The organism is Bacillus sp. FSL R9-9492, assembly GCF_038007365.1.
Lineage (GTDB): Bacteria > Bacillota > Bacilli > Bacillales > Bacillaceae_G > Bacillus_A > Bacillus_A mycoides.
On the sequence record NZ_JBBOXC010000001.1, the window covers coordinates 5,247,777 to 5,268,848 of the forward strand.

The following is a 21,072-nucleotide window of genomic DNA, read 5'->3' on the forward strand; positions in this document are numbered from 1 at the left end:
ATAGAATGCCCCTAATTTATTAGACTCCTCTCCTAATAGTTATTACACTACTACTTATACTTGCCTTATTGCTCAAAATACACATATTCACTAGATTAAGGTAGATGCCTAGTTCTTCTTATTTTATTTTGAATATAATGCTATATAAACTTGAGACAAGCTACATTTGTTCAAGGGAAAATAGAAAGGTAGGTTAAATATGAGCATTGAAATATGGATTACTATTATTGTATTCTTCTTAACGATGATTGTTATCTTTTGGCGCCCTCGTGGTATAAATGAAGCATGGCCGGCAGCAGTCGGCGCTAGCATTATCCTCATTACTGGACTTGTATCAAAACCAGACGTCATGGACATTATAAGTAAAATCGGCGGTGCCTCTATAACGATATTAGCGACCATCGTTATGGCGGTTATATTAGAAAGCTTCGGCTTCTTCCACTGGTCCGCAGCAAAACTTGCAAATTTAGCGAAAGGTTCCGGACGACGCCTATACTGGTACATTCAATTACTATGTTTTCTTATGACTCTTTTATTTAATAATGACGGTAGTATTTTAATTACAACACCGATTTTGATTTTACTTCTGAAAAACCTTCAATTAAAACCTCATCAACAAATCCCTTATTTATTAAGCGGTGCTTTAATTGCCACTGCATCTAGTGCACCAATCGGTGTAAGTAATATCGTAAACTTAATCGCATTAAATATTGTTAATATGACTCTTTATATGCATACAGCTATGATGTTTGTACCTGCAACATTAGGGCTACTGTTTATGTCATGGCTCATGTATACAGTTTTAAAGAAAAAACTTCCAGAAAGATTGCCTGTTTCTTCATATGATATTGAAGAAATTTTCTTCACGAAAAACTTCCATCCGTTAAAAGGACAAAATTCTGTTAATACGAAACAAAAACGTACGAAATTCATGTTAAAAGTATTAGGCTTCGTCTTCCTTATGCGCTGTCTTCTATTCGTTGCATCCTTCTTATCGATTCCAATCGAAATTGTTGCCGTACTCGGTTCACTCGTTCTTCTCATCTGGAGATGGTACTACTTACGAACAAACCCAGTCGATATTTTGAAAAAGACACCGTGGCACATTTTAATTTTCGCTTTCTCTATGTATGTAATTATTTACGGGCTTCATAACGCAGGGTTAACAGCGGCACTTGTAAGTTGGCTCGAACCAGTTGTAAGTCAGCATCTACTCTATGCCAGCTTTGCAATGGGCGGACTCGTTTCCCTCCTCTCTAACATCTTCAATAACCACCCTGCACTTATGATTGGTACAATCACATTAACAGAAATGGGACTAGATCCAGTCACATTAAAAACTATCTATCTCGCAAATATCATCGGTAGTGACATCGGTTCACTATTATTACCAATCGGTACACTAGCTTCCCTCATTTGGATGTATATCTTAAGACAAAACAAAATTAAAGTGAAATGGAAAGATTATTTAAGCGTATCTCTCATCGTAATCCCACTCACAACAGTCGTCACATTATTCCTCTTATACTACTGGGTACAATTATTCTTCACCTTATAAAGTGAAGCTTTATAAGGTGAGTGGGTGTTCATCCCCCACTGATTATTAGCCCGCACCAATCGGGCGTTTACGGGCAGTTTATCTCCCACCTAACTTCTTTGCTCCAGCCGAATTTTGAGGTGGGAGTTTTACTGCCCACAAATAGCGGGATAGACGACAGAAGCCCCCTTTGCTACCGTCTTAGCAAAGGGGGCTTCTTCTATATTTAAGTTAGGTACAGTGTGATCAATCAAGTAAAGAGGTGTAACGTGTTATTGATATAAGTGACTACCAGTTTCTTTGAATTCTACCGCTTTCTCTTTCATTCCTTTTTCAATTGCTTCTGTCGTTTCTAAGTCATTTTCTTTCGCATATTCACGAATATCATGTGAAATTCTCATACTACAAAACTTTGGGCCACACATTGAACAGAAATGCGCTGTTTTCGCCCCTTCTGCTGGCAACGTTTCATCATGGTACTCCATCGCACGTTCAGGATCTAAAGATAAATTAAATTGGTCGCGCCAACGGAATTCAAATCGTGCTTTTGAAAGTGCATCATCACGCTGATGAGCCGTTTTATGCCCTTTCGCAAGATCGGCTGCATGCGCAGCGATTTTGTACGTAATAACCCCTTCGCGAACATCATCTTTGTTCGGTAAACCTAAATGTTCTTTCGGGGTTACATAACAAAGCATCGCCGTTCCAAACCAGCCGATCATCGCAGCACCAATCGCTGAAGTAATATGATCATAACCTGGTGCAATATCTGTCGTTAACGGCCCAAGTGTATAAAACGGCGCACCCTGACAAATATCAAGTTCTTTCTCCATATTTTCTTTAATTAAATGCATCGGTACATGCCCAGGTCCTTCAATCATAACTTGCACATCATGTTTCCAAGCAATTTTTGTTAATTCACCAAGTGTCTCAAGCTCAGAAAACTGCGCTTCGTCATTTGCATCTGCAATAGAACCTGGACGTAATCCATCTCCAAGAGAAAACGAAACATCGTACTGCTTCATAATTTCACAAATCTCTTCAAAGTGAGTATATAGGAAGTTTTCTTTATGATGGAATAAACACCACTGCGCCATAATCGAACCACCGCGCGAAACAATACCTGTCATACGCTTTGCAGTAATTGGAATGTAACGAAGTAATACACCAGCGTGAATCGTGAAGTAATCAACGCCTTGCTCCGCCTGCTCAATTAACGTATCACGATATACTTCCCACGTTAAATCTTCTGCAATTCCGTTTACTTTTTCAAGCGCTTGATAAATTGGCACAGTTCCAACTGGTACCGGAGCATTACGAATAATCCACTCACGTGTTGTATGAATGTTTTTACCTGTAGATAAATCCATAATCGTATCTGCACCCCAGCGAGTCGCCCACGTCATCTTCTCTACTTCTTCTGCAATAGAAGACGATACAGCAGAGTTTCCGATATTTGCATTTACCTTCACGTGAAAATTACGTCCAATTATCATCGGTTCCGCTTCAGGATGGTTAATGTTCGCCGGCAAAATCGCACGACCTTCTGCAATCTCTTTACGAACAAATTCAGGCTCTACCCCTTCACGAATCGCAACATATTCCATCTCAGACGTAATAATGCCATTACGCGCATAATGCATTTGCGAAACATTTGCACCTTGCTTCGCTCTAAGCGGCTTACGATCCATTTGCGGGAAAACAGGTGTATGTTTTGAAGCCACTTTCACACCGTCATCCTCAGGTTTAATTTCGCGTCCTTCATAAGCTTCCACATCACCACGCCCCAAGGTCCAAGAGTGGCGCGGCGTTGGAATCCCTTTTTCCAGCTCCACTTTATACTCTGGATCTGTATAAGGTCCACTCGTATCATACACACGGATTGGCGGATTTTGAACACCGTTCGTATCGCTTTGTTCAATCTCGCGCATTGGTACTTTCATACCTTCACGTGTTCCATCCACATACACTTTCTTACTTCCTGGTAAACTCGATTTCAATTCAATTTGCTCAACTGAAACAGACTGTTTCATAACCTTTGTTGCCCCCCTGTTCGTGACAAGGACGAGATATGGCCAGCGCATGCCAAAATAAAAAGAGCCAGGTCCATAAAAGAATAAGGACCTGGCTCATAAAGACATAATTATGTAAAGCCGTTAACTTCCCTACGCTGGTACGAGCCAGATCAGGTCCAAAGGGTTAAGAAGTTCACACGCTTCTCTCTCAGCCTACGCATACGTTAGGCACCCCTAGTTTATCACTGATTTAATTTTCAATACTTTCCCATCATACACTATAATCTGAAAAATGCAAAGTTTATTTCTTTTGTTGTTTACGGAATCATCCAAGTTAAATAATAAGCCTGCACATACGTCATAATCCCAACAATAGTAACGAAGAATAAACTATGCTTCAATGTAAAGCGGAACAAATCTGACTCTTTCCCAGCAAGTCCAACTGCCGCACAAGCAATCGCAATTGATTGCGGAGAAATCATTTTACCTGTTACACCGCCCGTTGTATTTGCTGCAACAAGAAGCACTTCAGATACACCAACTTGCTGCGCTGTAATTGCTTGTAAATTCGAGAACAGTGCGTTCGCTGACGTATCTGATCCTGTTAAGAATACGCCAATCCATCCTAAGAATGGTGAGAAGAACGGGAATAATCCGCCAGTTCCTGCAAGCGCTAACGCTAATGTAGAAGATAGACCAGAATAGTTTGCGATAAATGCGAATCCTAATACGAATCCAATAGATAGAATTGGCATTTTTAGTTCATTTAACGTTTCTTTAAATGTTACTACTGCATCTTTTGCACTCATTTTCAAAATAAAGATAGAAATGATACAAGCAATTAAAATTGCTGTTCCAGTCGCTGATAAAATATCTAATTTCAAGATTGCTTCATAAGGTGTTGGTTTATTTACAATAGGCTCTGCTTTCATTACTAAATTGTGCAAGCCTGGAACTTCAAATTTAAATACGAGACTTTCTAAAGCGCCGCCCGGAGCGAATAACGCTTTAAAGAAACTCTGGCTCCAGATGACTACCATCACAGTCAAAATAATGAACGGAGACCACGCTTTTACTACTTTTCCTCCCGTTAGTTTCGGCATAGATGTCGCCGTCGTCGTTGCTGCTACTTCACTATTCGCTTGCTTAGTTTGATAAATTTCTTTCGGCTGCCAAACTTTTAAGAATAGCGATAAACTTACTAAACTTACAAGTGCTGACGTAATATCCGGAAGTTCTGGTCCTAAAAACGTCGCTGTAATAAACTGTGTAATTGCAAATGAACTACCTGCTACAAATAAAGCAGGCCACGTTTGTTTTACTCCTTTAAAGCCATCCATTAAAAATACGATAAAGAACGGAACAAATAAAGATAAGAACGGTAATTGATGCCCAGCCATTTGTCCAATTTTATGCGGATCAATGCCTGTTACTTGTCCAGCAACTGTAATCGGAATCCCCATCGCTCCGAACGCTACTGGTGCAGTATTTGCGATTAAACAAAGACCTGCTGCATATAAAGGATTTAGCCCAAGGCCTGCAAGAAGCGCTGCCGTAATCGCTACTGGTGCACCAAATCCTGCTGCCCCTTCCAAAAATGCTCCAAATGAAAATCCGATTAAAATAACGAGTAAACGATGGTCATTCGTAATGGATAATACAGATGCACGAATGACATCAAATTGACCTGTTTTCACAGAAATTTTATATAAAAATACTGACATAATGATAATCCACGCAATTGGCCATAATCCGTATAAGAAACCGTATCCGGTCGCTGCCATTGCCATTGTGAATGGCATTTTATACGCAAATAACGCCACCAAAATCGTTAATACAACTGTAATAAATCCTGCCACATACCCCTTCATGCGGAAAACCGCTAAAGCTAAGAAAAAAAAGATGATTGGAATAAGTGCGACTGCTGCCGAAATCCAAATGTTACCGAACGGATCGTAAACTTGTGTCCATGTGTTCATTGTTCTCTCCCCCTAAAGAATCCCCTTTTAAATAAGATATAACCTTATCAATAGACTACCAGGTCATCATACCTTTAAGTCTAAAAAATACAAAACGTTCAAGAAAACGTTTTCATTAATTTTATCACAACAATTTTCATTTAAAAAGATTTTTTCGAAAATTTCATCATTTAAAAAAGAAATCTTACAAAAGCGTCACGTTTTTGTAATGTTAATCGATAGGAAGGTTGCCAAATTTATCGCATACTAAAAGTATAACAACGGACATTACTTATGAGGTGATATATATGAACGGAAACAAAATATTAGCAGCTTTATCATACTTTAGTGTATTATTTGCACCTATCTTATTCCCTATTATCGTGTGGATTGTGGGCGATTCTGAAACGAAACCACATGCGAAACGTGCTCTATGGACACATATCATTCCAAGCATCGCTTCATTTATTGGATTAGTTATTTTAGGAATTATGGGCATCGGATCTGATCAACCAGACGTAACACTTGGAATTGGAGCAATCATCGTCTTATGCATTTGCGGAATCATTAGCTTATACTACTTCATTTGGAATATCGTGAAAGGTATTAAGATACTGAAAGCTTAGTTTTAAACAAACGTTTGATTAAAAAGGAACTGTCCAAAAATTAATGTCGCATGATCGTAAATGAAATTTTATCGGCGATTCGACAATGAATATCGACTTAACTACAAAATACGACAAGAATAACCTACCTATTAATAAGAAAAAACCGTCCCAAAATACCTTTTGGGACGGTTTTTTTATCTTCTGCGTTTCTTCTTTTTTCTCATCATTTTCTTTCGGCGCGTATTCGCTTTATCCGCTATAATGTGGAGCGTACTCGCCACAACAATCCCCATTACAAACGTTACAATTTCAACCTCGTGTTCCTTCGCAATTTCTATTAAATTTCCACCGAATGCGATTATATTTAATAGGAATAAAAACGGAGAAAACACGATTAACATGTATGCAATACGAATAATATCACCAATTATAATCGTATGTGTGAAGAAGGAACGATGGGGCATTACGCTCCTATATGGATACCAAAAAATACGGAGGAATCCCCATTTATTATACGCATTACTGTACGTATCTAAATCCGGTGTTAAAAATGAAGTACCTACTAAAAAGCCAATTGCAAAGGTTAATAAAAAATCAAAACTTGTTAATCCATACGAAAAGAGCATAAACAAAACAACCGGAAGGGATATTAAGTTTATTTTCGTATGCGTTCTTCCTGATGGCATAATGCACTTCCTCGCTTACGTTCGCCCTGTCATCCTATGACAGTTCTCACCTATTGATCTAATTTTTGATCGATAAATGATGTGTCTATATCCGAACCAAACCATTCTGCCAACTTCACTCGTGCCTTATCTTTCACATCTTCATTTACGTATATCGATGCTTGTAATAGTGCGGCCATTAACGCACCTAAATCATCCGTATAACCGACTCCAGCAATGAAATCTGGAATGGCATCAATCGGTGCAATGAAATAAGCAAGTGCTCCGATTACAATAATTTTCACTCGTTTTGGAACATCCGGTCTTTGCAACACGTAAAACAACAATAAACTCGCATAGATTACCGACTGCCCTGCCTGCTTCGCAACATGTTTTATTTTCTTCCAAAACGCTTCAACTGAAAATTTTTGTTTCATTCAAAAGCCTCCCTATTTTCAAAAGAAATAAGCTACAATATGTTATGTTATCAGTAAAAGTTCATCAAAATTACACATAATCTATCAATGAAATTTCATTGTAACAAACAAAACCAAAAAGAACAAGTGTTCGTTAATTTTTTCATATTTTCCTTCATATAATAGTTTTCTAGACAACCACTTAAAGATTTCTATTCCATATTTCTCAACCAAAAAACTTTCAATTCCGCTTAACATTCTTTTCTATTTTTGTTATATTTTCTAGTTGACGGGCATATAAACGAATGTTAAAGTTTTCTCTGGTAGTGACAAATCACATACAAAAAATGTAAAATGGTATAGTGTTTCTCAGAAATGAATTTTGTTGTATAATACAGAAATGACGTTATGCTTATGAGCAGCACAAGAAACCAAAAAGGGTATGCATAGTTAAAGTCGTATATGGGTGAATATAGAAACTCTAATTATGGCCAAGAAAACTATGTATTTTTTATTTTAACATTTTTCGCTCCAAAATCGACCAAGCCTGATAGAGAAAGGGTGGAAATGAATGAAAGAAACCATGAAATCACAATTTCAAAATGTGCGTTTTACTTTATTCGTAGCTTTGGCCGTATGGCTAAAATCCTACATCATTACACGCACTAGCTTCGATTTAAAACTTGAATCTTTCATGCAAGAATTCATTTTATTCATTAGTCCATTAGCAGCATCATTACTGTTTGTGGGTCTTGCATTATTTGCAAAAGGGAAAAAACGTAACTATATAGCACTAGGAATTAACTTTATCTTAACGTTCATTCTTGTTGGTAACGTAATGTTCTACGGATTCTACAATGACTTCGTTACTTTACCAGTACTAGGACAAACGTCTAATTTCGGAAGTTTAGGTTCTAGTGTGAAAGAATTATTTAACTACAAAATCATCCTTGCATTTGCGGATATTATCGTATTCTTCGTTCTATTGAAGAAGAAGAAAGATTTTGCACCGACAGAACGTGTAGCGCGTCCGATGCGTTCTCTATACTTCGTGTCAACGGTTGCTATTTTCTGCGTAAACCTAGGATTTGCAGAAGCTGAGCGTCCAGAACTATTAACACGTTCATTCGACCGCGTTATGCTTGTTAAAAACTTAGGATTATATGTACACCAAGCATACGATCTTGGCTTACAAGCAAAATCAAGTTCACAAAAAGCGTTTGCTGATGGTAGTAAATTACAAGAAACAGAAAACTACGTGAAAACAACACAAAGTAAACCAGATCCAAATATGTTTGGTACTGCAAAAGGGAAAAACGTAATTGTTGTCTCTCTTGAATCATTACAAACATTCTTAATTGGTGCGCAAGTTAACGGACAAGAAGTTACACCATTCCTAAACCAATTTGCGAAAGAAAGTTATTACTTCGATAACTTCTTCCATCAAACTGGGCAAGGTAAAACGTCTGATGCTGAATTCTTAGTAGATACTTCAATGTATCCACTAGACCGTGGTGCTGTATTCTTCACACACGGTAATAACGAATATACAGCAACTCCAGAAATTTTGCGTCAGCAAGGATATCACACATCAGTATTCCACGCGAATAACGCAACGTTCTGGAACCGTAACATTATGTATCCGGCACTTGGTTATGATCGTTACTACAACGAGCTTGACTACAAAATTACGCCAGAAACAAAATTAAATTGGGGATTAAAAGATATCGAATACTTCGATCAATCTATCGATATGTTAAAAGAAGTGAAGCAACCGTTCTATACTCGCTTCCTTACTTTAACAAACCATTACCCATTCACTTATGATGACAGTACGAAATTAATCGATGAATACAATTCTGGTGATGGCGTATTTGACCGTTACATGGTAACTGCTCGCTATTTAGACGAAGCAATGAAACACTTTATTGAGCGTCTAAAAGCAGAAGGTATTTACGACAACTCAGTTATCGTATTCTACGGTGATCACTATGGTATTTCTGAAAACCATAACCGTGCAATGGCACAGTTCTTAGGAAAAGAAGAAATCACTACATTTGACCATATGAACTTACAAAAAACACCGATGTTTATTCACGTTCCAGGTCAAAAAGAAGGTAAAACAATTTCAAAACCAACTGGTGAAATTGACATTAAGCCAACAATTCTAAACTTACTTGGTGTAGATTCTACGAATCAAATTCAATTCGGTCATGATGTATTCTCACCAGAAAATAAAGGATTCGTTGTTCTTCGTGACGGTAGCTTCGTTACAGATAAGTACATGTACACGAACAGTACATTCTACGACCGTACTACTGGCGAAGTTGTGCAATTACCGAAAGAAGAATCTCAACCACTAATTGATCGTGCCCAAAATGAATTGAACATGTCTGACAAAATCATTGAAGGTGACTTACTTCGCTTCTCTGAAAGTAACAAGATCAAAACTGGTGAAGTAAAGACCGCTATTAAAGAAGAAAAGAAGAGCGCTGAGTAATCTCAGCCTCTTTTTTTATTTTCTGCTATCCTTCCTCTCCTATTCATTAACTTTAAAATTACATAACCTTCACCTAATATTTACACCACATTAACGAAACATCTTTATAATAAAATATGTAAACAAGGTTCCACATATTTCTTATCTCTCATCTTCAATAAGATCCCTTAGAGAAATGTGTGCATCATTTGTTTTCAACTTTCTTATAATTGTCTTTCCAAGTGTTTTGTTTGCATAAATGAAACCTGTAAAGACGATGTCCCTATGAATGATAGCTACCCTCCTTGTGCAGCATTCCATACGAATGTTGCTTTTTTTTTTTCAAAAAGCAGGATTCTTATTTCTCATTTCCGAATTTGTATATACAAAATGCTATAAAGTGAAACTTTAATCAGTGGGTGTTTTGTTCATCCCCCACTGATTATTAGCCCTCACCAATCGGGCGTTTACGGGCAGTTAATGCAGGATAAATCACCACTACTTCTCTGTGATTTACAAATACATATACGTCATATGTAGAGAATTGCTTACATAAAAATTACTATAGTGATTTTTATTCATGTACTAACGAAAGGATGGGACGAAAATTGGCATACGAAAGATTTGTACTATGGAATGATGCAGTTATTGATACAACAAAACATCGCGCATACATAGAACTTGAAGAAAGAGGTTTACAATTTGGTGATGGCGTCTATGAAGTTATTCGCCTTTATAACGGAAACTTTCACTTATTAGACCCACATTTAACAAGATTATATCGATCCCTTGAAGAAATAGAATTATCACTTCCTTTCTCAAAAGCCGAACTCATCATCTTACTCTACAAATTAATTGAAAACAATAATTTCCACGAAGACGGAACAATTTACTTACAAGTATCTCGTGGTGTACAAGCTCGAGCACATGCATTTTCATATGACATATCTCCGACAATCTATGCTTATATTTCAAAAAAAGAAAGACCATCTTTATGGATTGAATACGGTGTACGTGCTATATCAGAACCTGATACACGCTGGCTCCGCTGTGATATTAAATCGTTAAATTTATTACCAAATGTATTAGCTTATACGAAAGCTGAACGCAAAGGTTGTAAAGAAGCACTTCTCGTACGAAATGGTATTGTAACTGAAGGTAGCCACTCTAACTTCTTTCTTATAAAAAACGGAACACTGTATACGCATCCAGCCAATCACCTTATTTTAAACGGCATTATTCGTCAGTACGTCCTTTCTTTAGCTAACACTCTTCAACTTCCTGTAAAGGAAGAGCTTTTCAGCGTTCGCGATGTTTATCAAGCAGATGAATGCTTCTTTACGGGAACGACTATTGAAATTTTACCGATGACCCATCTCGATGGAACTGCAATTCAAGATGGTCAAGTTGGCCCTATCACCAAATTACTACAAAGGTCATTTTCTCAAAGCCTTTTAAAATCCAACAGCACATCTTCCTAAATACGAATAATCTTCTTATTTTCCACATCAAATATATGTATTTAAATGGAAATCAAGGTGCAGATTTATACCTTGATTTTTTTTTGTAACCTTTTTTTCATATTCAGATTACCACATAAGTCTTGACAGTAATCGACATGCTCTTTAGAATTTTTAACAGTTGGTAAATATTTCTTAACTACATTACAGACAGAAAGGAATCGACAAATTATGAAAAAATACCTTGCCGGTCTTGCGGCAGTGTCTGTAGCAGGAGGAGCAGCCCCTACACTTGATAGCGTTCAAGCTGCCCCTGAACAAAATACACAAAAAGCTGCTACACAAACTGTCCAAGCTTCCGCATCAAACAATTCATCATATACGGTGAATGCTAGCGTACTACATGTTCGTGCAGGATCAAGTACTTCTCACGACGTCATCTCTCGCGTTTATAATGGTCAATCGTTAAACGTAATTGGAGAAGAAAATGGTTGGTTCAAAATTAACCATAATGGAAAAACTGGCTTTGTCAGTGGCGAATTTGTATCAAAAAATGGAGCAAGTAATTCTAATGTAAGTACAACAGGTGGAAAGAATAAAGTTACTGCCGATGTATTACGTGTACGTACAGCTCCTAACACTTCTAGTTCTGTTTCAGGACGTGTATATGAAGGACAAACTTTAAACGTAATTGGAGAAGAAAATGGTTGGGTGAAAATCAACCATAACGGACAAACTGGTTATGTTAGTAGCCAATTTGTATCAGGCGCTTCTTCAAATACTGGCTCTACAAGCAATAACAACAATAGTAACAATGAAGCAACCGTTCAACCAGCAAGTGGAAACTATACAGTAAATGTATCTTCCCTTCGCGTTCGTACAGGTCCTAGCACTTCTCATCCAACTGTAGGTTCTGTTAAACAAGGACAAGTAGTACAAGTTGTAGGCGAAGTTCAAGATTGGTTCAAAATCAATTACGCAGGACAAACAGCTTACTTAAGCAAGGACTACGTAACAAAAGGCGGTTCTAACGAAAACGTCACTCAAGGTAACAACCAAGAGCAAAATAATAATGGAACTATTCAAACTGGTGGTACTTACGTTGTTAACGCAACATCTCTACGTGTTCGTACAGGCCCTGCTGCTTACCATAGTGTAATTGGCGGCGTGTTAAATGGCACAACATTAAACGTAGTCGGATCTGAAAACGGCTGGTTTAAAGTAAACTACCAAGGAAAAACAGGCTATGTTAGTAGCGAATTTGTAAAATTCGTCAAAGGTGGCACTGCTACTCCTGAGCAACCGAAACAACCTGAACAAGGTGCAATTGGTGACTACTACATTAATGCTTCTGCACTAAATGTACGTAGCGGCGAAGGTACAAATTATAGAATCATAGGCGCACTTCCACAAGGACAGAAGGTTCAAGTAATCTCTGAAAACTCTGGATGGAGCAAAATTAACTACAACGGTCAAACTGGTTACATCGGAACACGTTTCCTATCTAAAACACCAGTTGGTGGCGCAGTAGATAATAAGCCTAACGACAACCAAAATAACAATCAAAATAATAACAACAATAACAATAACACTAATAATAGCGGTGACAGTTCTTCTCTACTTGCATACGCGAAATCTATGCAAGGCGTACCATACGTTTGGGGCGGTACTTCTGCTAATGGTGTTGACTGCAGTGGTTACATCTACCACGTATTTAAGAAATTTGGTCATAACATTAGCCGCCAAAGTGTTGCTGGATATTGGAGCAGCTTACCACAAACTTCAAGTCCACAACCTGGAGACTTAATTTATTTCAAAGACACTTATAAAGCAGGTCCTTCTCACATGGGTATCTACCTTGGGGGCGGATCATTTATCCAATCTGGAGATAAAGGTGTAGCAATCGCTTCATTAAACAATTCTTATTGGAAAAGCCATTTCTTAGGGTATACGAAAGCACCTTAATTTATAGCTTCAGAGCCTTCTAGTTTACTAGAAGGCTTTTTTTTAAAGGACTCGATATAGTAATTCCCTTTCATTCTCTCTACGAAAAAATTATGCGTTCATTCTCCTATTTCATACACTATATTCTATTAAAATTGCCCAAAACGTTATCATAATGAATATATTTCCAAAAAAAACATAACCTATTTCATGTCTATTCATTTTATATGTGTTTTTTCAAAGAATTTTCTTTTTATTTAAACTTTTCATTAGACGTTTGACCTCCGATGTCCATTATGATAAGTTACTTAAGATGTTATATTCGCAAAAGTATAGACAACTGGTTTATACACTTTTTTACTATGAGGAAGGAGCATACACTGCATGAATGTTTTATGGGGAATTGGCGGTGTGATTGGAGTATTAGCAATTGCTTTCTTACTATCTTCCAACCGCAAAGCTATTAATTGGCGCACAATTTTAATCGCGCTAGCATTACAAATGTCATTTTCATTTATCGTATTACGATGGGATGCCGGAAAAGCAGGTTTAAAATACGCTGCTGATGGTGTTCAAGGATTAATTAATTTTTCTTACGAGGGAATTAGGTTCGTTGCTGGGGATTTAGTCAACGCAAAAGGCCCTTGGGGATTTGTCTTCTTTATTCAAGCACTACTTCCAATTGTATTTATTAGTTCATTAGTAGCAATCTTATATCATTTCGGTATTATGCAGAAATTTGTTAGTGTCGTTGGTGGTGCATTAAGTAAACTTCTTGGAACTTCAAAAGCAGAAAGTTTAAACTCAGTAACAACTGTATTTTTAGGACAAACTGAGGCACCAATTTTAATTAAACCATACTTAGCACGTTTAACTAACAGTGAATTCTTCACTATTATGGTAAGTGGTATGACGGCTGTTGCCGGGTCAGTTCTTGTCGGCTATGCAGCGATGGGAATTCCGTTAGAACACTTATTAGCAGCAGCAATTATGGCAGCTCCATCAAGTTTATTAATTGCAAAACTAATTATGCCAGAAACAGAAGAAGTAGATAATAACGTTGAGCTTTCTACAGAACGTGAAGACGCAAACGTTATTGATGCAGCTGCACGTGGTGCATCTGAAGGTATGCAACTTGTTATTAACGTAGCAGCAATGTTAATGGCTTTCATCGCATTAATCGCTTTATTAAATGGATTACTAGGATTGGTTGGTTCTTGGTTCGATATTAAACTTAGCCTAGATTTAATCTTCGGTTACTTATTATCACCATTTGCAATCTTAATCGGGGTTTCTCCAGGTGAAGCTATACAAGCAGCAAGCTTTATCGGTCAAAAACTTGCAATCAACGAATTCGTTGCATATGCAAACTTAGGACCACATATGGCAGAGTTCTCTGCAAAAACAAATCTGATTTTAACATTCGCAATCTGTGGATTCGCAAACTTCTCTTCTATTGCAATTCAATTAGGTGTAACTGGAACGTTAGCTCCTACTCGCCGTAAACAAATTGCACAATTAGGGATTAAAGCAGTTATCGCTGGTACACTAGCGAACTTCTTAAACGCAGCAGTCGCAGGTATGATGTTCCTATAAACTCATGTAAAGTCTCCTCTTTTAAAGAGGAGACTTTTTTATATAACATAAATATAATTTTTATATATATTAAATACTTTATGTATAGATGTATAGACGCTATGTTACAATAATTAGTATGTATGTCTGTTTATTTTTTCTTGTACAAGAGGGATACTACCTGATGTCGCTCACTAAAAAAAGACTTCCAGCTACATGGTCCATTTCTTAATAATTGTGCATACTACAAATATCCAGCACGAATTAGCTTTAAGGAGGAACGTTTCGTGAAAGATAAGTCCTATAAAGTCCTCTCTATGTGGATTTTACAAATTTTATTTTATTTTACTACTGTACATGTGACGAAATATGAGCACGCGCTCATTTTTACAATTATATATGTCATCATAAATGTACTATTCCTATTTTTACCTGATAAAACAGCATTTATTTTCTTCATACTGGGAACAATCATTTCAGTATTCTATTTATTTTATCAAGCGTGGCTTCACTTATGGAGTACATCAGATCAATGGGAATATATTATTACCCACTTCCTGATGGCAGCTAACTTCTTCATTGTTTATATTTCAACCCATCTATTAAAAAAGGTTATCCTTAAAAATAAAGAGTTAACTGAACGGGTAAGAGTGCTTGAGCAATACATTGGAGAATCAAAATTATTAACAAGACAAGAATTCGAAAGACGACAAGCATTATTAACAACTGCAATGAATCGTCGTAATGAAACAGGCATTATCATTTTCTTTGATTTCACTTCCTTTAGTAAATATACGAAGGAAAGTGTCATGGATCGTGTAGCTTCATTGTTAGTTGATACAGTCAGAGCTGACTTTGACCTTGCTGCTGAATATGACAGCAACACATTAGTCATTTTATTACAAAATACAAATGAAGCCGGTGCTGACATTGTAATGAACCGTCTACATCCAAAAATGGAGCAATGGCTTGCTGCTGAAGCAATTCAAGACATTAAAATAAAACGAGAACAAATCACGACAAAAGGACAGACATTATTATGATGACACTCGTTATACTCCTTTTATTCCTTCTGTTTTGCGTACTCGTATTTTGGATTAGCATCACATTTTCAATCAAATATGTACTTATTTTTACTGCCTTTCTATTCTCAGGCCTACTCGTTTACTACTCTCTCTTAACACTCGCAGGCTTAATTCATCGAAATAGTAAGCGAAAAGATCGTACGCTAGAACATTATCCAAGTGTAGATATTTTAATACCTGCCCATAATGAAGGGGTGGTTATTAAAGATACATTAGAAGCAATGGCAAAGATTGAATACCCAGGCAAACTAAACGTTTATTTATTAAACGATAACTCTCAAGATGAAACACCTGAAATTGGCGATGATTTCGACAAAGCTTATGCTCATATTCATCACATTCGTGTACCACCTGGCGAACCGAAAGGAAAATCGCGTGTATTAAACTACGGCCTTAGCATTTCGGATGGTGAATATTTCTGTGTTTACGATGCAGATAATCAACCTGAACCACATGCACTGCGAATGCTCGTAGAACATGCTGAAACAACAAAGGATGCCGTTGGAGCAGTTGGACACGTTCGTACAGTAAATGAGAAAAGAAACTGGCTTACACGAATGATTTCATTAGAATTTCAGATTTTCCAGCTCCTTATGCAATCTGGACGCTGGCTATTATTCCAAACAGGTTCACTAACCGGAACAAACATGCTTCTTCGTCGTTCCGCATTAGAAGAACTTGGCGGCTATGATCCTTATGCAATTGCAGAGGATGCCGAATTAACATTAAGAATTACCCAAAAGGGCTATCTCTTACCAATCGTCCCGGAATCGATTACATGGGAACAAGAACCTGAACATTTAAAAATCCTTATAAAACAGCGGACACGTTGGCTTCAAGGAAACTTATACATTTTAGAAAAAATGTTTTCTTCATTAAGCTTTTTTAAAGGGAAACTTCTCGTCCATTCCTTACAACAAGTTTTAGTGTATGTCGTATTTTGGCTATTCCTAATCATTTCAAACGTTTGGTTTATAATTGGACTGCTCGGCATATTCCAAATTCAATATAGCATTCCATTACTATTTATGTGGTATGTCGCATATATTACATATGTTTCTCAATTATTTAGCGCTCAGAGCGTCGAACGAACCTTTACACCGACCAATATTTTCATAAGCGTCATTATGTACTTTACGTACGCACAGCTCTTTACGTATTTGTTTATTCGCAGTCTCATTCTTTACTTACGTGCAAAGAGCAAGAAACAAGTAATTGGTTGGGATAAAACAGTACGATTTAAAAAAGAAAAATAGATTTCATTAAAAAATAAGCACAGAGCGCCGTATGCTCTGTGCTTATTTTTTACCGTAATACTATATATATCAGACAATACCCCTTAGCTGAAAGTTATTTCACGTCCATCCCCCAACGAACGATCGACCTTCATTTATATACGAAAAAGTGATTGCTATTTTTGTAGAACCAATTGCTTCTCTTGATGCTCTTTACGAGTTTCAGTCTTTGGTTCCGTGCTTTCTTGGGCATTTCGATGTGCCGCACGTTTCAAACAAATATGCTTCCACTTTCTTTCGTAACGTTTCATTATTCTAGTTGTCCCCCTTGAATGCGCTTTAAAACTATTTGAAATCGCTTACAGGAAATAATATAGCACATATACATAAAAGTAACAACACATTTCCGACATATTTTTGTCAAAAATATGAATATAATGTGTAAAATATCGGATAATGTCGAACTATATCGATTTTTCTTTTTAAATTACCGATATCTATAGTATTCCGCAACAAAGTAATGCTTTTCCTACAATAGTATAGAACAGTGAAAAAGGACTGCCGAATGTCGGCAGTCCTAATACTATTTATATATACATAATTTTTTTCTTCTATTATTAATGTTGTTTCATACGTCCTTCTTTTTGCAACTCTTTAAATAGTGCTGCAATCATAAAGAAAATAACAAATACGAACGGGAAGGCCGCAATAATCGAAGCAGTTTGCAGCGCCTCTAATCCTCCGACATACAATAAGATCGAAGCTAACGCCGCTAGAACAATACCCCAAACCATTTTAATACGATTTGGTGGGTTTAAGCTACCATGTGTCGTTAACATCGCTAGAACAAACGTAGCAGAGTCTGCCGATGTAATAAAGAATGTTGAAATAAGTAAAATGGCTAACACACATAAAGCCGGTCCTATACTACCCATTTGGTCTAACATAGCAAACAATCCTACTTCTGTGCCCATTTCTTTAATTTGTCCATATATATTTGCACCATCAAATAGCTCCATGTGAATACCTGTTCCTCCGAAAACAGAGAACCAAAGCGCACCAATTACTGTTGGTACGAGTAACACACCAACAACAAATTCACGAATTGTACGCCCGCGTGACACACGAGCAATAAACGTACCTACGAATGGTGACCATGCAATCCACCATGCCCAGTAGAAAATTGTCCATGACTGAATCCATTGATTTCCACCTTCATTTAATGGACTTAAACGGAAACTCATACTTGGCAATTCTTGAATGTATGAACCGATTGTTGAAGTGAAATAATTCATAATAAAGTTTGTTGGACCTGCAAATAATACAATTATCATAAGTGCAAACGCTAAAATAATATTCGCATTACTTAAATATTTAATTCCTTTATCGAGTCCCGTTTGCGCAGATAGCATATAAAGAACAGTTACAATTCCGATGATTACTAGCTGTGTCGATAATGAGTTTGGAATGGATGTTAAATAACTAACACCACCCGCAATTTGCTTTGCCCCAAGTCCTAATGATGTCGCCACACCAAATACTGTCGCAAATACAGCTAGAACATCAAACATATGGGCAATACGGCCATGTTCACCGCCTTTAAATAGCGGACCTACCGCCGCACTAATTGTACTTGCTCTTCCTTTTCTAAATGTAAAATACGCAATACATAATGCTACAAGTGCATATAATCCCCACGGATGTAATCCCCAATGGAAAAATGAGAAACGAAGTGCAAGGCGTGCACTCTCTTCAGTCGCACTCTCTCCAAACGGAGGTGTGTATAAATGGTTCATCGGTTCTGCGACACCCCAGAAAACCAAACCGATTCCCATACCGGCACTAAATAACATAGCAAACCATGTCATATAACTATAATCAGGTTCATCATCATCTTTACCTAAACGAATCGAACCGTACTTAGAAACAATTAAGAAAATAGCAATTCCTAAGAAAATAGAAACGGAAATAATATAGAACCATCCAAACTTACTAACTAACGCAGCTTGAATTACAGTCGTTACATTTCCTAAGCTACCTTTTCCAATAATAGATTCGGGAATAATCCCCCAAAGTGTAAATGCAATACATAATGTTAATGAGACAATAAATGTTTTCGTCAGTTTCCTCATCAAATCCCCCTTCGTATGTTTCATTTCTTGTAAAAATCATAAATTCCGATATGTTAAATCGGATAGAAAACCATAGTTTTTTGTGGTGATTTTCTTTCGGCTCTCTCAAGTTTGCCTTCACCAATTAGAGTTCTTATGGACAGCCTTACCTTCCGTACAACCTTTCCACTCTGCAAGAGCTACAAGATTGGAATACTACTGTCAAATTGTGTGAGAAAAATGCGGATGGGAAGAGATTTCCCCAAAAAAGGATGTGTTACAGTTTTAAAAAAGGGCAGATTTATTCTTTACAACCCTTTCTTCTTGTAACAATTATGCGGTTTTTTGCTAGTATATAGCGCGTGTTTATAACTTCACAAACGAGATGTTTATGTTTATATAACTATATTACCCATAAAACGGTAAAATACTCAAGGAATGTAACTGTATAGTAATCATTATGTAACACTCCTGTAATATTTTTATTTGCACCGAAAAAAATATGTTGTATTAAATATTTTGAATATAACTAGAAACCTACTAATTATATGGAATGAAAAACGCTTTCCTCTCATTCTAGCTATATTACAAAGTGTTAACGACTTATTACGAATGGTTTGTAATTGTGTGTTTTCCCAAAATCCGAAAAAATCTGTTGCTATAATGAGGACACGAAAACAAACGCAATGGAGGCTATCATGAAAAAATTAATTGGAATAGCAACAGCAGCAGTTTTTGGTCTTGGGATTTTCACCGCATCTGCTAATGCAGAAACTGTTGTAACAACAGACGTACTAAACGTACGTGAAAACCCTACTACTGAATCAAAAGTTGTCGATAAATTACAGAATGGTCATAAATTAGATGTTCTAAATACAGAAAACGGATGGTCACAAATCAAATTAGATGGTAAAGACGCATTCGTAAGTGCAGAGTTTACAAAGAACTCTTACTATGTAACAGCTAACGTATTAAATGTACGTGCTGAAGCGAACACAAACTCAGAAATTCTTGGAACGCTTAAGAAAGACGATATGATCGAAACAACGAACCAAGTACAAAATGAGTGGTTACAATTTGAATATAACGGGAAAACAGCTTATGTTCACGTTCCTTTCTTAACAGGTACAGCACCTGTTATCGAGAAACAAGAACAACCTGCTCCTGCTAAAACTGTAGCACCAGCTAAAGCTCAAGCACCTGCAGCACAAGCAAAACCTGCTGCTAAGCCTGCTGTGAAAGCTGCTGAGACTAGCACACCTTCTGGTGGTCGTGAGTTAACAGTTGTAGCTACGGCATATACAGCTCACCCAAGTGAAAACGGTGGCACATACGGCGGCCGTGTATTAACTGCAATGGGTCATGACTTAACAGCGAACCCAAACATGAAAATGATCGCTGTTGACCCGAAAGTAATCCCATTAGGATCTAAAGTATGGGTAGAAGGTTACGGAGAAGCTATCGCTGGAGATACTGGCGGTGCAATTAAAGGTAACCGTATCGACATCCTACTTGGATCAGATAGCGCTGCTCAAAAATGGGGACGCAAAACTGTTAAAGTGAAAATTTTAAAATAACCAATGACTGCTAAATTACAGCCGGTTCTCTTTATTGAGAGCTGGCTTTTATTTTTTATATAATACATATAAGGAGGTGACGTCCATGAATTTACAAGCTAAGGTAGACTGGGTCGGTACACCAAAGCCGTACATATATAAAGATGATGTAACATATGATGCAATCGCAATTGACTTCTCACTAACAAACGATGACAATCGCTATAAATTAATTGTGCTCAAGTCTGAAGAAAATACACATTACAAACTCGTACAATACGGAATAAAACCAGGCTCTCAAAAACCATTCCCTATTGATATTCCATTCGAGCAAGAAATGCTACCGCTCATAAAGCAAATATTAAATGATCCATATGTACAAGCGATATTAAAGGAAGCCCGCTTCTAATTGCAAAAAAGGATATCAC

General features: G+C 37.1%; 16 protein-coding genes and 1 riboswitch. Of the genes, 10 read left to right on the plus strand and 6 right to left on the minus strand.

Going from position 1 to position 21,072, the window contains the following annotated elements; translation table 11 throughout:
* The first annotated feature begins 199 nt into the window (after window positions 1-199).
* A complete protein-coding gene (locus MKY70_RS27085; RefSeq protein ID WP_088033426.1) occupies window positions 200-1,558 on the plus strand; it encodes an arsenic transporter in 1,359 nt (452 codons plus the stop codon).
* A gap of 251 nt (window positions 1,559-1,809) precedes the next feature.
* On the opposite strand, the gene thiC is transcribed toward MKY70_RS27085, so the two are convergent.
* Both thiC and lldP read right to left on the minus strand, forming a co-directional pair.
* On the minus strand, window positions 1,810-3,570 hold the full coding sequence (gene thiC / locus MKY70_RS27090; protein ID WP_341026162.1) for a phosphomethylpyrimidine synthase ThiC: 1,761 nt from the start codon (window positions 3,568-3,570) through the stop codon (window positions 1,810-1,812).
* A gap of 112 nt (window positions 3,571-3,682) precedes the next feature.
* Window positions 3,683-3,798: riboswitch (TPP riboswitch) on the minus strand.
* Window positions 3,799-3,869: 71 nt separating this feature from the next.
* Window positions 3,870-5,531 (minus strand): L-lactate permease, encoded by a 1,662-nt coding sequence (gene lldP / locus MKY70_RS27095; protein ID WP_088033428.1) that lies wholly within the window; start codon window positions 5,529-5,531, stop codon window positions 3,870-3,872.
* Between the two features lie 287 nt (window positions 5,532-5,818).
* On the opposite strand from lldP, the gene MKY70_RS27100 reads away from it, so the two are divergent.
* The gene (locus MKY70_RS27100; RefSeq protein ID WP_341026164.1) at window positions 5,819-6,136 is read left to right on the plus strand and encodes a DUF4870 domain-containing protein; all 318 of its coding nucleotides are present in this window, start codon (window positions 5,819-5,821) and stop codon (window positions 6,134-6,136) included.
* 176 nt (window positions 6,137-6,312) lie between these two features.
* Here MKY70_RS27100 and MKY70_RS27105 read toward each other — a convergent pair whose 3' ends face one another.
* Both MKY70_RS27105 and MKY70_RS27110 read right to left on the minus strand, forming a co-directional pair.
* Window positions 6,313-6,804, minus strand: coding sequence for a metal-binding protein (locus MKY70_RS27105; RefSeq protein ID WP_002089644.1), 492 nt, complete (start codon window positions 6,802-6,804; stop codon window positions 6,313-6,315).
* Between the two features lie 50 nt (window positions 6,805-6,854).
* Complete coding sequence (locus MKY70_RS27110; RefSeq protein ID WP_002016186.1) at window positions 6,855-7,220, minus strand: YkvA family protein; 366 nt, start codon at window positions 7,218-7,220, stop codon at window positions 6,855-6,857.
* A gap of 550 nt (window positions 7,221-7,770) precedes the next feature.
* Here MKY70_RS27110 and MKY70_RS27115 point away from each other — a divergent pair.
* From MKY70_RS27115 to MKY70_RS27140, 6 genes are all read left to right on the plus strand, one after another.
* Window positions 7,771-9,699 (plus strand): LTA synthase family protein, encoded by a 1,929-nt coding sequence (locus MKY70_RS27115; RefSeq protein WP_002191187.1) that lies wholly within the window; start codon window positions 7,771-7,773, stop codon window positions 9,697-9,699.
* 575 nt (window positions 9,700-10,274) lie between these two features.
* Window positions 10,275-11,159, plus strand: a complete 885-nt coding sequence (locus MKY70_RS27120) for a D-amino-acid transaminase (protein ID WP_002016184.1) — start codon at window positions 10,275-10,277, stop codon at window positions 11,157-11,159.
* 210 nt (window positions 11,160-11,369) lie between these two features.
* Complete coding sequence (locus tag MKY70_RS27125) at window positions 11,370-13,103, plus strand: C40 family peptidase (protein WP_341026166.1); 1,734 nt, start codon at window positions 11,370-11,372, stop codon at window positions 13,101-13,103.
* A gap of 363 nt (window positions 13,104-13,466) precedes the next feature.
* The gene (locus tag MKY70_RS27130; protein ID WP_341026167.1) at window positions 13,467-14,678 is read left to right on the plus strand and encodes a NupC/NupG family nucleoside CNT transporter; all 1,212 of its coding nucleotides are present in this window, start codon (window positions 13,467-13,469) and stop codon (window positions 14,676-14,678) included.
* Window positions 14,679-14,944: 266 nt separating this feature from the next.
* Window positions 14,945-15,700 (plus strand): diguanylate cyclase domain-containing protein, encoded by a 756-nt coding sequence (locus MKY70_RS27135; RefSeq protein ID WP_012262004.1) that lies wholly within the window; start codon window positions 14,945-14,947, stop codon window positions 15,698-15,700.
* Window positions 15,697-16,998 carry a glycosyltransferase family 2 protein gene (locus MKY70_RS27140; RefSeq protein WP_002129979.1) on the plus strand — a complete coding sequence of 434 codons (1,302 nt, stop codon included), beginning with the start codon at window positions 15,697-15,699 and terminating at the stop codon, window positions 16,996-16,998. Before MKY70_RS27135 ends, MKY70_RS27140 begins: the two co-directional genes overlap by 4 nt.
* A 155-nt stretch (window positions 16,999-17,153) precedes the next feature.
* On the opposite strand, the gene MKY70_RS27145 is transcribed toward MKY70_RS27140, so the two are convergent.
* Window positions 17,154-17,288 carry a hypothetical protein gene (locus tag MKY70_RS27145; RefSeq protein WP_341026169.1) on the minus strand — a complete coding sequence of 45 codons (135 nt, stop codon included), beginning with the start codon at window positions 17,286-17,288 and terminating at the stop codon, window positions 17,154-17,156.
* Window positions 17,289-17,594: 306 nt separating this feature from the next.
* Window positions 17,595-19,109, minus strand: a complete 1,515-nt coding sequence (gene opuD, locus MKY70_RS27150) for a glycine betaine transporter OpuD (RefSeq protein WP_088031770.1) — start codon at window positions 19,107-19,109, stop codon at window positions 17,595-17,597.
* 677 nt (window positions 19,110-19,786) lie between these two features.
* On the opposite strand from opuD, the gene MKY70_RS27155 reads away from it, so the two are divergent.
* Together MKY70_RS27155 and MKY70_RS27160 are read left to right on the plus strand one after the other, a co-directional pair.
* A complete protein-coding gene (locus tag MKY70_RS27155; RefSeq protein ID WP_088031769.1) occupies window positions 19,787-20,665 on the plus strand; it encodes a cell wall-binding protein EntA in 879 nt (292 codons plus the stop codon).
* A gap of 85 nt (window positions 20,666-20,750) precedes the next feature.
* Entirely contained in the window at window positions 20,751-21,053 is a 303-nt protein-coding gene (locus MKY70_RS27160) for a DUF3910 family protein (RefSeq protein WP_002034795.1), read from the plus strand.
* The last annotated feature ends 19 nt before the right edge of the window (window positions 21,054-21,072 follow it).

What these genes read in the sequence shown, in the direction of transcription:
- opuD (WP_088031770.1), bottom strand. Translation starts at nt 19,109, where the DNA reads ATGAGGAAACTGACGAAAACATTTATTGTCTCATTAACATTATGTATT.
- MKY70_RS27125 (WP_341026166.1), top strand. Translation starts at nt 11,370, where the DNA reads ATGAAAAAATACCTTGCCGGTCTTGCGGCAGTGTCTGTAGCAGGAGGA.
- MKY70_RS27130 (WP_341026167.1), top strand. Translation starts at nt 13,467, where the DNA reads ATGAATGTTTTATGGGGAATTGGCGGTGTGATTGGAGTATTAGCAATT.
- MKY70_RS27145 (WP_341026169.1), bottom strand. Translation starts at nt 17,288, where the DNA reads ATGAAACGTTACGAAAGAAAGTGGAAGCATATTTGTTTGAAACGTGCG.
- MKY70_RS27115 (WP_002191187.1), top strand. Translation starts at nt 7,771, where the DNA reads ATGAAAGAAACCATGAAATCACAATTTCAAAATGTGCGTTTTACTTTA.
- MKY70_RS27160 (WP_002034795.1), top strand. Translation starts at nt 20,751, where the DNA reads ATGAATTTACAAGCTAAGGTAGACTGGGTCGGTACACCAAAGCCGTAC.
- MKY70_RS27085 (WP_088033426.1), top strand. Translation starts at nt 200, where the DNA reads ATGAGCATTGAAATATGGATTACTATTATTGTATTCTTCTTAACGATG.
- lldP (WP_088033428.1), bottom strand. Translation starts at nt 5,531, where the DNA reads ATGAACACATGGACACAAGTTTACGATCCGTTCGGTAACATTTGGATT.
- MKY70_RS27110 (WP_002016186.1), bottom strand. Translation starts at nt 7,220, where the DNA reads ATGAAACAAAAATTTTCAGTTGAAGCGTTTTGGAAGAAAATAAAACAT.
- MKY70_RS27105 (WP_002089644.1), bottom strand. Translation starts at nt 6,804, where the DNA reads ATGCCATCAGGAAGAACGCATACGAAAATAAACTTAATATCCCTTCCG.
- MKY70_RS27120 (WP_002016184.1), top strand. Translation starts at nt 10,275, where the DNA reads ATGGGACGAAAATTGGCATACGAAAGATTTGTACTATGGAATGATGCA.
- MKY70_RS27100 (WP_341026164.1), top strand. Translation starts at nt 5,819, where the DNA reads ATGAACGGAAACAAAATATTAGCAGCTTTATCATACTTTAGTGTATTA.
- MKY70_RS27140 (WP_002129979.1), top strand. Translation starts at nt 15,697, where the DNA reads ATGATGACACTCGTTATACTCCTTTTATTCCTTCTGTTTTGCGTACTC.
- thiC (WP_341026162.1), bottom strand. Translation starts at nt 3,570, where the DNA reads ATGAAACAGTCTGTTTCAGTTGAGCAAATTGAATTGAAATCGAGTTTA.
- MKY70_RS27155 (WP_088031769.1), top strand. Translation starts at nt 19,787, where the DNA reads ATGAAAAAATTAATTGGAATAGCAACAGCAGCAGTTTTTGGTCTTGGG.